Raw genomic sequence first — 11,888 nt, 5'->3', positions numbered from 1 at the left:
TCCCCCACGTCCCCCCCCCCCCCCCACCCACCAACCCCCCCCCCCCCCCCCCGCCCCCCCCCCCCCCCCCCCCCCCCCGCGGTCGGGGTGGCGGTGACGGTCACTTGACCTTGTCCGCGGCCTGGGCGAGCGCCTTCACGTAGTCGTCCAGGACGTACGGGATCGACAGCGGGGTGGGGTTGGCGGCGGTGGCCAGCGGGGTGGTGTTGGGCAGCAGGTAGATGGAGCCCCGCTCGACGGCGGCCAGCTTCGAGGTGAGCGGGTCGTCCTTGAGCGCCTTCAGGAGCTCACCCGTGTCGTCGCCGTAGCCGGTGATGATGTCGACGTCGTTGAAGTCGTCGATGCGCTCGGCGCTCTTGGTGAGGACGAACTTCTTCGTCGACTCGGACGGCCCGGAGATGCTGGCGGGGATCTTCATGCCGAGGTCGGTGAAGAACTGGGTGCGGGTGTCGTGGGTCGTGTAGAAGCCGACCTGGCTGACGTCCTTGGAGGACACGTGCGTCATGAACATCGCCGTCTTGCCCTTGAGCTGGGGGTACTTGGCGGCGGTCTCGCTGATCTGCCCCTCGAGGTCGCCGATGAGCTTGTCGCCCTCGTCGGCGAGTCCGATGGCCTTGCTGTTCTGGCGGATGATGTCGCGCCACGGGGTCGCCCAGGCCGCTTCCGGGTAGGCCACCACGGGGGCGATCTGGCTGAGGGTCTCGTAGTCCTGCTCGGTCAGTCCGGAGTACGCGGCGAGGATGACGTCGGGCCGGGTGTCGGCGACGGCCTCGAAGTCGATGCCGTCGGTCTCGTCGAACAGGACCGGGGTCCTGGCGCCGAGCTCCCCCAGCCGCTTCTCGGTCCAGGGCAGCACGCCGTCCCCGTCGTCGTCACCGAAGGTGGCCTTGGCCATGCCGACGGGGACGACGCCGAGGGCGAGCGGCACTTCCTCGTTGGCCCAGTTGACGGTGGCGACGCGCTTGGGCTTCGCGGGGATCTCGGTGGTCCCGAGCGCGTGCTTGATCGTCACGGGGAACTGGCCGGAGCCCTCGGCGCCGGCACCGGCGCCGGTGGCGCTGCTGTCGTCCTGGTCACCGTCCTGGCCGCCGCAGGCGGTGAGGCCGAAAAGGAGGGACGCCGCGAGGGCGAGCGCAGGCAGGCGTGGAGTTCTCATCGACGCGTCTCGTCACTTTCGATCCGGGGTGGCACGGCAAGTTAGGTAAGCCTTGCCTGCACAGAGTATGGAGTCGATGTACGCACATCAATCGAGCCTTTTCGACAGCCCTTGTAGCGATCGGGACATCCGGCGGGTACGGGAACGCCACGGAACGGCCGCCGCCCGGACAGCCTCCGCCCGGGACAGCCTTCGCCCCGCTCCCTGGACGGCCCTCGCCCCGCCGTCTTCCCGGGGCGGCCTTCACACTGCTGTGTCAGCGCGCCGGAACCTGCCGGGAGTCGTGCCCGTCGTCCGCCGGAAGGCCGCCCCGAAGGCGCTCGCCGAGCGGTAGCCGACCGCGTCGGCCACCACGTCGACCTCGAATCCGCGGGAGAGGAGGTGCACGGCGTGCTGGGCCCGTACCGCGGCGACCCACCGGGCGAAACTCGTGCCCGTCTCGGTCCGGAACGCCCGGGTCAGTGTGCGGGCGCTGCACCCGAGGGAGGAGGCCCAGCCGGTCAGCGTCCGCTGGTGGGACGGATCGGCCCGTACCGCGTCCACGATCGGCCGGAGCAGCGTGGACGTGGGCAACTGCACCAGCAGCGCGCGGGCCGACGGCCGCAGCACGTCGAGAACCATGGTCTCGGTCACCGCCCGGGAGCGCGACGGCAGGTCCTTCTCCTCGAGCCGCTCCAGAAGGAGCCGGAGCAGCGGGGTGATGTCCACGGCGACCGGCACGTCGGGCAACGCCGAGACCGTGCCGTACCGGAAGAAGTGCGCCCGGTACGAGGTGCCCGCGACCGCGGAGGCGGAGTGCATCTGCCCCGCCGGCATCCACAGTCCCAGGGTCGGCGTGACGCACCACACCTGGGAACCCACCACGACCGTGGACGCGCCCTGCTCGTTCCAGAGGAGTTCGTGCCACGGGTGCGAGTGCTCGTTCCAGGCCGTGTCGTCGGCGACGACCTCCTCGTACCCCTTGATCACGAAGGGCACGTCGACCTCGCCGGCGGCGAGCGACGGCAGCTCCCTGGTGACACGCATGCGGTCAGGCTAACCGGCACCCGGCTGCCCGGACCGTACGCGGGTCGCACGCGGGCGCAAGGCCCCGGGAACACCGTGATCGCGCCCGCTGTTGCCCCTCGTGTGCGGAAACGGAGGCAGATCGGTGCACGGTGAATACAAGATCCCCGGCGGCAAGCTGGTCGTCGTGGACGTGGAGTCCGAGGACGGTGTGCTGCGGCACGTGCGCGTGGCGGGTGACTTCTTCCTGGAACCGGACGAGGCGCTGGACGCCGTGAACCGCGCGCTGGAGGGAGCCCCGGCCGACACCGACGCGGCGGGACTCGCCGCGCGGATCGACGCGGCGCTGCCCGAGGGGACCGTGATGTACGGGCTGACCTCGGAGGGCGTCGGCATCGCCGTGCGCCGGGCGCTCGCGCACGCCACGGACTGGACGGACTACGACTGGCAGCTGATCCACGGGGAGCCCGAGGCCCCGGCTCTGCACATGGCACTGGACGAGGTGCTGACCGCCGAGGTCGCCGCGGGCCGGCGTCCACCGACGCTGCGGGTGTGGGAGTGGGGCGCCCCGGCGGTGATCATCGGCAGCTTCCAGTCGCTGCGCAACGAGGTGGACGCCGAGAGCGCCGCCTGCCACGGCATCGAGGTGGTGCGCCGGATCTCCGGCGGCGGCGCCATGTTCGTGGAGCCCGGCAACACGATCACCTACTCGCTGTCCGTGCCGGACGCGCTGGTGCAGGGGCTCTCCTTCCAGGACAGCTACGCCTACCTCGACGACTGGGTGCTCGGCGCACTCGGCGAGATGGGGATCCGTGCCTGGTACCAGCCGCTGAACGACATCGCCACCGACCAGGGCAAGATCGCGGGCGCCGCGCAGAAGCGCGTCGTGGGGCCGGGCGGTGGTCCCGGCGCCGTGCTGCACCACGTGACCATGTCGTACGACATCGACGCGGACAAGATGCTCGAGGTGCTGCGCGTCGGGCGGGAGAAGATGTCCGACAAGGGCGTCAAGAGCGCGAAGAAGCGGGTGGACCCGCTGCGCCGGCAGACCGGGCTGGCCCGGGAGGCCGTGATCGAGCGGATGATCGCCTCCTTCGACGGCCGGTACGGTCTGACCCGGGGCAAGGTGACGGACGACGAGCTGACGCGGGCCGGGGAGTTGGCGCGTACGAAGTTCTCCTCCCCCGAGTGGACCGCGAGAGTTCCCTGACCGGCGGGGCCCGCCGACCGTCTGGTGCGCTCAGCGCGCCGCCACCGGGCCCCGGCTCGGTGGCGAACACCCACGCGCTGCGAGCCACCGGGTCCGTTCGCCGCCGGCGGCCGGGCAGGGGCAACGGGTGAGGGCCCGGCGTGTGGCCGGTGACGCCGCCCGGCCATGACGGCCCCCTCGTCCGGACCGGGCGCTCCCATGCGTCTGCGTCACCGCGCGGCCACGCACCGAGTTCGCCCTTCCGCCCCACGGGGTCTCGTGTGACACTGGCGTCCCGTCCGCAGTGCGGACCATCTCCGCACCGTCCCCCACGAGAAGTGCGCCGTGCGTTCTCTTCCCCTGCCGCTCGCCCTGACCGCTCGTCTGGCGCCGGTCGCCGTGCTCGCCACGGCGGGCTGGGCGCTGTCGTCCGGGCCTGACACGACATCGGCCGCGAAGGACCCGACCCCGCCCGACACCGCGAACCGGTCGGCCTCCGCACCGGCGACCGCGGCGGTGACGAAGACGTACGCCGCCGCCCCGGCGCCCTGCGAGAGCCTGGCCGGGAAGACGGTCGCCTCACTCGTCCCGGGTGCCGAGGCGGACGGCAAGGAGATTCCGTCCACGGACACCGCGGTGCGCCGCACGTGCTCCTGGAACGCGCTCAAGGGGTACGACTACCGCTGGCTCGACGTCTCCTTCGAGGTGATGGAGTCGGACGAGGCGGCGCGGAAGTCGTACGAGGAGCGGACCGCCGACAAGGGGGGCGGGGGCGCGGTGCCCGGTCTCGGTGACGCGGCCTACTCCGTCGTGAACCTCACCACCGAGGACAAGCAGCAGACGCGTGAGGGCACCGTGATGACCCGTGCCGCCAACGCGCTGGTGATCATCACGTACAACGGCAGCGACTTCGAGACGCGGAAGGCTCCCAGCACGGAGGAGATCAACAAGGGGGCCATCAAGGCCGCCAAGGAAGCCGTGTCGGCCCTGGAGAGCGGCGGGGGCTGACCCTGCCGCGAGGGCCGGCGCCGGCACGGGGCCCGGTCCTCGTCCAGGGCCTGGCAGCCCGCCGCGCATCTCCGAGCGGCCGGTCGTCCGGGTACGGGAGCGCACTCGACGCCAGGCCCATGAGTTCGGGACGCGTGGTGCCACCCGGATGCTTTCGTCGCCGTCAACCGGTCCGGTGCAGGGCGTCGTTGACAAGGCCGCCGCTCTCGGGCACGTGGTCGTGAAGGACGAAGTGCCCGCCGGCCGGGCGGCGCGGCACTGTAGGTTCCCCTCTCGAGGTGTGCTCCGTGCGAAGCCCCTCTGCTGTAGTGGTCCGATGTCGGAGGTGTGTGCTGTGTTGATGACCGGCAAGGTTGTGCGTTTTGACGAGATCCGCGGCTACGGGTTCATCGCACCCGCGGACGCGGGTGAGGACGTCTTCATGCACGCGAACGACCTGCTTGACGAGAAGTACCTCTACCAGGAAGGCCGCGAGGTCGAGTTCTTCCTCGAGCAGGGGGACAAGGGCCCCAAGGCCTCGCAGATCCGCCTCGTCCACCAGCCGACGGCGATTCGGCTGCCCTCCCGTCCGGCCGGCGCCCCGGACGACCGGCAGGCCGTCCGGGGCGCCGGTGGAGACGGCGCGACGGACGCCGCGCGGTTCCGCGCCGAACTCACGGAAGCCCTGCTCGACTCGTCGGGCACCCTCACGGCGGACCAGATCAAGCAGGTCCGCGAGTGTGTCGTCGCCCTGGCGCGGAAGCGGGGCTGGGTCGCCCACTGACAAGGGATCAGCAGGGGGACGCGCGCACGCTTCCCCGCCCTGTCCGTGACCGGCGCCGGGCGCCCGGCGCCCGGCGCTAGAGCTCGTAGTCCTGGGCCGACTCCTCCCAGCGAAGACCGCGAAGCGCGAGGTCGGCGTCCTCGCCCGACGGGACGTCCACCGTGGTCTGGAACCAGACCACGGTGAGGGCGGAACGGTGCAGCACCGGGTCGAGCCCAGGGGCGACCGCTGTCGAGCGGAAGGCGCCGACGCAGGCCACGGAAGGCAGCATCTCGACGGGTCCGAAGGCGCCGGCGGGCTGATCCGGATACTCGCGGGAGGGCGGGGCCAGATGGACCGGCGTGGCGGGAAACGCACGTTCAGCCTGCCTCTGGAGGCTCCTGACGCGCATATCGTTGATGCGCTTGCACGGGTAGCCCTCCAGCATGCCCCCATAGGTCGAAGACATCCGCAGCTCGGTGAGCGCGATCGAACGTCCGGACAAGAGGGCCACATGGCTCAGCGACATGCGGGCACCCTATGCGCAGGATTTCCTCCCGATACACGGCCTGACGGTCGCTCCCCTCACCGCTCCGGAGCCGTGGTGAGCCCCGGGCCTACGCGTTCAGTGCCGGGATGACCTCCGCGCCGTAGGCGTCGATGGTCGCCTCCTTCGCGTCGTGCATGGCGTAGACGGCGAACTGGTCGACGCCCAGGTCGCGCAGGGCCCGGAGCCGGTCGATGTGCGCCCGCGGAGGGCCGAGCAGGCAGAAGCGGTCGACGATCTCGTCGGGGACGAAGTCGGCGGACGGGTTCCCGGCACGGCCGTGGTGGCCGTAGTCGTAGCCGTGCCGCTCCTTGATGTACGCGGTCAGCGCCTCGGGGACCATGCCGGAGTGCTCGCCGTAGCGGGAGACGAGGTCGGCGACGTGGTTGCCGACCATGCCGCCGAACCAGCGGCACTGCTCGCGGGCGTGGGCCAGGTCGTCACCGACGTAGGCGGGGGCCGCGACGCAGACGGTGACGGAGCCGGGGTCCCGGCCGGCGTCCGCGGCGGCGGCGCGCACCGCCCTCACCATCCACTCTGTCAGGTACGGGTCGGCGAGCTGCAGGATGAAGCCGTCGGCCTTCTGCCCGGCCAGGGCGAGGGCCTTGGGTCCATACGCCGCCATCCAGACCGGCAGCCTGCCGTTCCTCACCCACGGGATCCGCAGTGGCTGCCCCTCGATCTCGGTCTCGCGTCCCTCGGCGAGGTCGCGGATGACGTCGATCGCCCGGCCGAGCGCGGCCAGGGTGTGGGGCCGGCGGCCGGCGACCCGCATCGCGGAGTCGCCTCGGCCGATGCCGCAGACGGTGCGGTTGCCGTACATGTCGTTGAGGGTGGCGAAGGTGGAGGCGGTGACCTCCCAGGTCCTGGTGCCCGGGTTGGTGACCATGGGCCCGACGGTCAGGTCGCGGGTGTGCTCCAGGATGCGGCTGTGGATGACGAAGGGCTCCTGCCAGAGCACGGCGGAGTCGAAGGTCCAGCCGTAGCGGAAGCCGTTGTGTTCCGCGCGGCGCATCAGCTCGACGACCGCCGACGCGGGCGGGTCGGTCTGCAGGACGATGCCGAAGTCCACGGCGGCCTCCCTAGCGGTCGAGGTACTGGCAGGTGGAGCGGGGTGTGTACGTGCCGTGGCCGGCGCGGCCGGTGTAGGTCCGCCGGTCCACGACGACCTCGCCGCGCGACAGGACGGTCTCCACCCGGCCGGTGACGCGCCGGCCCTCGTAGGCCGAGTAGTCGACGTTCATGTGATGGGTGTCGGCGGAGATGACCTGCTCGGCGTGCGGGTCGTAGACGACCACGTCGGCGTCGGCGCCGGGCGCGATGGTGCCCTTCTTCGGGTAGAGGCCGAACATGCGGGCCGGGGTGGCGCAGGCGATCTCGATCCAGCGGCGGCGGCTGATGTGCCCGTCGACCACGGCCTGGTGGAGCAGGTCCATGCGGTTCTCCACGCCCGGCATCCCGTTGGGGATCTTGGAGAAGTCGCCGCGGCCCAGCTCCTTCTGGCCGGTGAAGCAGAAGGGGCAGTGGTCGGTGGAGACGACCTGGAGGTCGTTGGTCCGCAGCCCCTTCCACAGGGCCGCCTGGTGCTCACGCGGGCGCAGGGGGGTGCTGCACACGTACTTGGCGCCCTCGAAGTCCGGCTCGGCGAGGTTGTCGGTGGACAGGAACAGGTACTGCGGACAGGTCTCCCCGAAGACGTTCAGTCCGTCGTCGCGCGCCCGGGTCAGCTCGGCCAGTGCCTCCGCCGCCGAGACGTGCACGACGTACAGCGGGGCCCCGGCCACCTGGGCGAGCTTGATGGCCCGGTGGGTGGCCTCGGCCTCCAGGAGCGCCTTGCGGACCTCGCCGTGGTGGCGCGGGTCGGTCTCGCCCCGGGCCAGGGCCTGCTCGACCAGGACGTCGATCGCGATGCCGTTCTCGGCGTGCATCATGATCAGGCCGCCGTTCCCGGCGGCGCGCTGCATGGCGCGCAGGATCTGGCCGTCGTCCGAGTAGAAGACGCCGGGGTAGGCCATGAACTGCTTGAAGGAGGTGACGCCTTCCTCCACCAGCAGGTCCATCTCCTTGAGCGTCTCCTGGTTCACGTCCGAGACGATCATGTGGAAGGCGTAGTCGATCGCGCAGTTGCCCTCGGCCTTCGCGTGCCAGGCGTCCAGGCCCTCGCGCAGGGAGTGGCCGACGCTCTGGATGGCGAAGTCGACGATCGTGGTCGTGCCGCCCCAGGCGGCGGCCCGGGTGCCGGTCTCGAAGGTGTCCGCCGCGTAGGTGCCGCCGAAGGGCATCTCCATGTGGGTGTGTCCGTCGACCCCGCCCGGGATCACGTACTTGCCGGTGGCGTCGACGACCCTCCCCCACTCTCCGGGCGGGTCGCCCCCCAGGTCGCTCCGCCCGGCCGTGAAGGCCGCGGCGGCCGGGGTGCCGGTCGCGGCGAGCGCCGCGACGCGGCCGTCCTCGATCAGGACATCGGCGTGGATCTCGTCCGACGCGGTGATGACGAGGCCACCGCGGATGACGGTACGGCTGCTCATGCTGTTCCCTCCTGTCAGGGCCCGGTTCGTCGGTCGCGGGCTGCGCGCGGTGTGGGCGGCGTACGCACCCGGCCCGCTCGTCGGTGTCGTCGGCGCGCGGCGCCCGGTGGTGAGCACCGTCGCGCCGCCGCCGGGGCACCGGGACCGGGCGCCGGGCCGGTAGCCGCCGGGCCGGTAGGCGCCGGGCCGGTGGGGGCGGGTCCTTCCCCTCCGCTCAGTGCGCGGTGGTCACAGGCTCCGCAGAGCGCGTTCCAGGATCGCCGCGCCCTCCTCCGCCTCCGCGACGGTGAGGGACATCGGCGGGGCGATGCGCAGGACGCTGGTGTCGTGGCCGCCGCCCTTGCCGATGAGCAGCCCGCCGGCGCGGGCCTCCTCCAGCACGGCGGACACGGCTTCGGGGTCGGCCCGGTCGGTGCCGGGCCGGGTCACCTCCACCCCGATCATCAGCCCGCGCCCCCGCACCTCCCGCACGTGCGGAACCTGCGCGGCGACGGCCCGCAACCGCTCGATGAGCAGTCCGCCGACGCGCCGGGCGTTGCCCTGGAGGTCGTGTTCCAGGAGGTGGTTGAGGTTGGCGAGGCCTGCCGCCATGGTGACCTGGGTGCCGCCGAAGGTGGAGATGCTGTTGGCGTCCAGGCAGTTCATGATCTCGGCGCGGGCGATGACGCCGCCGATGGACATGCCGTTGCCGATGCCCTTGGCGAAGGTCACGATGTCCGGCGGTCCGCCGCGCCCGTGGGCCTGCCAGCCCCAGAAGTGGTCGCCGGTCCGGCCCCAGCCGGTCTGCACCTCGTCGGCGATCCACAGGATGCCCCGCTCGTGCAGCACGTCCCGGAAGGCGGCGTACAGGCCGTCCGGCGGGGAGGTGAAGCCGCCGACGCCCTGGACCGGTTCGGCGATCAGCGCGGCGGGCGGGCGGGTGTGGCCGAGGAGGTCCTCGAGGTCCGCGACGCAGGCGTCGATGAAGGCGCGGTCGTCCAGGTGGGCGTAGGGGCCTCGGGTGCGTACGCCGCCGTGGACGTAGAGCGTCTGGAGCGGGGACAGCGAGGTCGGGGACCAGCTCCGGTTGCCGGTGATGCCGACCGCGCCGAAGGAGCGGCCGTGGTAGCTGTTGCGCATCGCCAGGACCGTGTTGGAGCGCCGGTGGGTGGTGGCGAGCAGCAGGGCGGTGTCGTTGGCCTCGGTGCCGGAGGTGGTGAAGAAGACGCGGGCGTCCGGGATGCCGCTCACCTGGGCGATGCGCTCGGCGAGTTCGACCATCGGCCGGTTGAGGTAGAGGGTCGAGGAGTGGTTGATCCGCCCGGCCTGCTCACTGATCGCCTTGGTCACCTCGGGCAGGGCGTGCGCGGTCATCGTGGTGAGGATGCCGCCGAAGAAGTCGAGGTACCGGTTGCCGGCGGCGTCCCAGACGTGGCGGCCCTCGCCGTGCGTGATCTCCAGCGGGTCCTCGTAGTAGAGGGAGAGCCAGTCGGGCAGGACGGACCGGTGGCGGGCGAACAGGTCGCGGGTCACGGGCGCACCAGTCCCTGGTAGGCGTCGGGGCGGCGGTCGCGGTAGAAGGCCCACTGCTGCCGCACCTCGTCGATGAGGTCGAAGTCCAGGTCGCGGACGACGAGTTCCTCCTTGGTGTCGCTGGCGGTCTCCCCGACGAACTGGCCGCGCGGGTCGACGAAGTACGAGGTCCCGTAGAAGTCGTTGTCGCCGTACTCCTCCTGTCCCACCCGGTTGATCGCGGCGACGAAGTACTCGTTGGCGACGGCCGCCGCGGGCTGTTCGAGCCGCCACAGGTGGGCGGAGAGGCCGCGGTGGGTGGCGGAGGGGTTGTAGACGAGCTGGGCGCCGCCGAGGCCGAGCTGCCGCCAGCCCTCCGGGAAGTGGCGGTCGTAGCAGATGTAGACGCCGACCTTGCCGACGGCGGTGTCGAAGACGGGCCAGCCGGCGTTGCCGGGACGGAAGTAGAACTTCTCCCAGAACCCCTTGACCTGCGGGATGTGGTGCTTGCGGTACGTCCCGAGGACGGTGCCGTCGGCGTCGATCACCGCCGCGGTGTTGTAGTAGAAGCCGGACTGCTCGACCTCGAAGACGGGGGCGACGACCACCATGCCGGTCTCGCGTGCGAGCGCCCGCATCCGGCGGGTGGTCGGCCCGTCGGGGACGGGCTCGGCCCAGCGGTAGTGGGCGGGGTCCTGGACCTGGCAGAAGTAGGGGGCGTTGAAGACTTCCTGGAAGCCGATGACCCGGGCTCCCTGCCGGGCCGCCTCGCGGGCGTGCTCCTCGTGTTTCGCCACCATGGACTCGGTGTCGCCGGTCCAGGTGGCCTGGACGAGAGCGGCACGAACGACGTTGGCCATGAGCTGCTCCTTCGACACGACGTCAGAGCCTCTACGCCCGTAGAGCAGGCCGTAGAGGGACGAACGTAAGCCCGGCCGGGCGGGCTTGCCAAGACCATCGTCGTCAAGGCGCGGCGTCGATCGGTTTTCGCACCCCTGTGGGCGAGTGGAGGGGCCGGTGGGGCGGCTGGGGCGTTCTCAGACCCCCGCGAGCGAGCACCGCCCGGCCAGCTCGTCCATGGACAGCCCCAGCGCGCGGGCCAGCGCGACGACCGTGAAGAACGCCGGGGTGGGCGCCCGGCCGGTCTCGATCTTGCGCAGTGTCTCGGCGGAGAGGCCGGCCTCGGCCGCGACCTCCGTCATGCTCCGGTCGCCGCGGGCCGCGCGGAGCAGCCGCCCGAGCCGCTCGCCGCGTTCGCGCTCTTCGGGGGTCAGGGGGGTGCGCACCATGCCGTCATTGTAATACCGGCCCCCCGGAACGGACCCAATTCAAATACCGGTATAGTAATTGGCATGGTGGAACTGAAGACAGACACATCGATCGACGCCATGCACGCCGCCGGCCAGGTCGTCGCGCGCGCCCTGACCGCCGTACGGCAGGCCGCGGACGTGGGGGTGTCCCTGCTGGAGCTGGACGCGGTGGCACACGAGGTACTGCGGGAGGCGGGCGCCGGTTCGCCGTTCCTCGGCTACCGTCCCTCCTTCGCGCAGACCCCGTTCCCGGCCGTCGTCTGCGCGTCGGTGAACGACGCGATCGTGCACGGCATCCCGGACGGCTACCGGCTGCGCGACGGGGACCTCGTCTCCATCGACTGCGGCGCGACACTCGACGGCTGGGCGGGCGACTCGGCGGTCAGCTTCGTCGTGGGCACCCCCCGCCCGGCGGACGTGGCGCTGATCGAGACCGCCGAGCGGGCCCTCGCGGCGGGCATCGAGGCGGCCGTCGTCGGCAACCGCATCGGCGACATCGCGCACGCCATCGGCTCGGTGTGCCGAGGGGCCGGCTACGGCATCATGGAGGACTTCGGCGGCCACGGCATCGGCCGGCACATGCACGAGGACCCGGGGGTGCCCAACGAGGGCCGGCCGGGACGCGGCCTCCCCCTGCGCCACGGCATGGTCATCGCCCTCGAGCCCATGCTGATCAGCGGCGGCCGGGACGACTACCACTGCGCGCCCGACGGCTGGACCCTGCGCACCAACGACGGCTCCCGGGCGGCTCACGTGGAGCACACGGTGGCCGTCACGGACTCCGGTCCGCGGGTGCTGACCTCGCGCGACGGCCTCTGAGGCGGGCCGGGGGCCGGGGTTCCCCCACATGCCCGACGGAACAGAACGTGTCATGTTGGGCATGAGCGCACCCCGACCGGGTTACCCGGCCCC

The 11,888-nt window shown here is 71.8% G+C and carries 13 protein-coding genes; 5 read left to right on the top strand and 8 right to left on the bottom strand.

The genetic code is table 11. The annotated features are described in order from the left end of the window. Positions 1-100: 100 nt before the first annotated feature. The gene (locus ACZ7G3_RS31405; RefSeq protein WP_470929691.1) at positions 101-1,156 is read right to left on the bottom strand and encodes an iron-siderophore ABC transporter substrate-binding protein; all 1,056 of its coding nucleotides are present in this window, start codon (positions 1,154-1,156) and stop codon (positions 101-103) included. A 243-nt stretch (positions 1,157-1,399) separates the two neighbouring features. Beyond that, complete coding sequence (locus ACZ7G3_RS31400; protein WP_470929689.1) at positions 1,400-2,182, bottom strand: AraC family transcriptional regulator; 783 nt, start codon at positions 2,180-2,182, stop codon at positions 1,400-1,402. A 124-nt stretch (positions 2,183-2,306) separates the two neighbouring features. Between ACZ7G3_RS31400 and ACZ7G3_RS31395 the strand changes: the two genes are divergently transcribed. The 3 genes from ACZ7G3_RS31395 to ACZ7G3_RS31385 all read left to right on the top strand — a co-directional run bounded on the left by ACZ7G3_RS31395 (position 2,307) and on the right by ACZ7G3_RS31385 (position 5,121). After that, positions 2,307-3,371: a lipoate--protein ligase family protein gene (locus ACZ7G3_RS31395; RefSeq protein ID WP_470929687.1), complete on the top strand. Its 1,065-nt coding sequence runs from the start codon at positions 2,307-2,309 to the stop codon at positions 3,369-3,371. Positions 3,372-3,695: 324 nt separating this feature from the next. Then, complete coding sequence (locus ACZ7G3_RS31390; RefSeq protein ID WP_470929685.1) at positions 3,696-4,358, top strand: hypothetical protein; 663 nt, start codon at positions 3,696-3,698, stop codon at positions 4,356-4,358. A 340-nt stretch (positions 4,359-4,698) separates the two neighbouring features. Beyond that, the gene (locus ACZ7G3_RS31385; protein ID WP_426602728.1) at positions 4,699-5,121 is read left to right on the top strand and encodes a cold shock domain-containing protein; all 423 of its coding nucleotides are present in this window, start codon (positions 4,699-4,701) and stop codon (positions 5,119-5,121) included. Between the two features lie 76 nt (positions 5,122-5,197). Here the strand turns inward: ACZ7G3_RS31385 and ACZ7G3_RS31380 are convergent, their stop codons facing one another. The 3 genes from ACZ7G3_RS31380 to hydA form a co-directional block, all read right to left on the bottom strand. Next, positions 5,198-5,629 carry a hypothetical protein gene (locus tag ACZ7G3_RS31380; RefSeq protein ID WP_470929683.1) on the bottom strand — a complete coding sequence of 144 codons (432 nt, stop codon included), beginning with the start codon at positions 5,627-5,629 and terminating at the stop codon, positions 5,198-5,200. An 88-nt stretch (positions 5,630-5,717) separates the two neighbouring features. Continuing rightward, on the bottom strand, positions 5,718-6,719 hold the full coding sequence (locus tag ACZ7G3_RS31375; RefSeq protein WP_470929681.1) for a TIGR03842 family LLM class F420-dependent oxidoreductase: 1,002 nt from the start codon (positions 6,717-6,719) through the stop codon (positions 5,718-5,720). Positions 6,720-6,729: 10 nt separating this feature from the next. Continuing rightward, complete coding sequence (gene hydA / locus ACZ7G3_RS31370) at positions 6,730-8,175, bottom strand: dihydropyrimidinase (protein WP_470929679.1); 1,446 nt, start codon at positions 8,173-8,175, stop codon at positions 6,730-6,732. Here hydA and ACZ7G3_RS31365 point away from each other — a divergent pair. Next, positions 8,174-8,338 (top strand): hypothetical protein, encoded by a 165-nt coding sequence (locus ACZ7G3_RS31365; protein WP_470929677.1) that lies wholly within the window; start codon positions 8,174-8,176, stop codon positions 8,336-8,338. The two genes, hydA and ACZ7G3_RS31365, sit on opposite strands and share 2 nt — an antisense overlap. Before the next feature lie 65 nt (positions 8,339-8,403). Here ACZ7G3_RS31365 and ACZ7G3_RS31360 read toward each other — a convergent pair whose 3' ends face one another. From ACZ7G3_RS31360 to ACZ7G3_RS31350, 3 genes are all read right to left on the bottom strand, one after another. Beyond that, positions 8,404-9,687 (bottom strand): aspartate aminotransferase family protein, encoded by a 1,284-nt coding sequence (locus ACZ7G3_RS31360; protein WP_470929675.1) that lies wholly within the window; start codon positions 9,685-9,687, stop codon positions 8,404-8,406. After that, the gene (locus tag ACZ7G3_RS31355) at positions 9,684-10,526 is read right to left on the bottom strand and encodes a nitrilase-related carbon-nitrogen hydrolase (RefSeq protein WP_470929673.1); all 843 of its coding nucleotides are present in this window, start codon (positions 10,524-10,526) and stop codon (positions 9,684-9,686) included. Before ACZ7G3_RS31355 ends, ACZ7G3_RS31360 begins: the two co-directional genes overlap by 4 nt. A 177-nt stretch (positions 10,527-10,703) precedes the next feature. Then, the gene (locus ACZ7G3_RS31350) at positions 10,704-10,955 is read right to left on the bottom strand and encodes a helix-turn-helix domain-containing protein (RefSeq protein WP_398135859.1); all 252 of its coding nucleotides are present in this window, start codon (positions 10,953-10,955) and stop codon (positions 10,704-10,706) included. 63 nt (positions 10,956-11,018) lie between these two features. Between ACZ7G3_RS31350 and map the strand changes: the two genes are divergently transcribed. Beyond that, a complete protein-coding gene (gene map / locus ACZ7G3_RS31345; RefSeq protein WP_470929671.1) occupies positions 11,019-11,795 on the top strand; it encodes a type I methionyl aminopeptidase in 777 nt (258 codons plus the stop codon). Positions 11,796-11,888 lie beyond the last annotated feature (93 nt).

This window comes from Streptomyces sp. NPDC037271 (assembly GCF_055603605.1).
Note: the sequence above shows the minus strand (reverse complement) of the source record. Positions and strands in the feature narration are given on the sequence as shown.

Excerpts from the sequence above, each read along its gene's own strand:
- ACZ7G3_RS31405 (WP_470929691.1), bottom strand. The coding sequence starts at position 1,156 with ATGAGAACTCCACGCCTGCCTGCGCTCGCCCTCGCGGCGTCCCTCCTT.
- ACZ7G3_RS31380 (WP_470929683.1), bottom strand. The coding sequence starts at position 5,629 with ATGTCGCTGAGCCATGTGGCCCTCTTGTCCGGACGTTCGATCGCGCTC.
- ACZ7G3_RS31355 (WP_470929673.1), bottom strand. The coding sequence starts at position 10,526 with ATGGCCAACGTCGTTCGTGCCGCTCTCGTCCAGGCCACCTGGACCGGC.
- ACZ7G3_RS31365 (WP_470929677.1), top strand. The coding sequence starts at position 8,174 with ATGCTGTTCCCTCCTGTCAGGGCCCGGTTCGTCGGTCGCGGGCTGCGC.
- ACZ7G3_RS31385 (WP_426602728.1), top strand. The coding sequence starts at position 4,699 with ATGACCGGCAAGGTTGTGCGTTTTGACGAGATCCGCGGCTACGGGTTC.
- hydA (WP_470929679.1), bottom strand. The coding sequence starts at position 8,175 with ATGAGCAGCCGTACCGTCATCCGCGGTGGCCTCGTCATCACCGCGTCG.
- map (WP_470929671.1), top strand. The coding sequence starts at position 11,019 with ATGGTGGAACTGAAGACAGACACATCGATCGACGCCATGCACGCCGCC.
- ACZ7G3_RS31400 (WP_470929689.1), bottom strand. The coding sequence starts at position 2,182 with ATGCGTGTCACCAGGGAGCTGCCGTCGCTCGCCGCCGGCGAGGTCGAC.
- ACZ7G3_RS31350 (WP_398135859.1), bottom strand. The coding sequence starts at position 10,955 with ATGGTGCGCACCCCCCTGACCCCCGAAGAGCGCGAACGCGGCGAGCGG.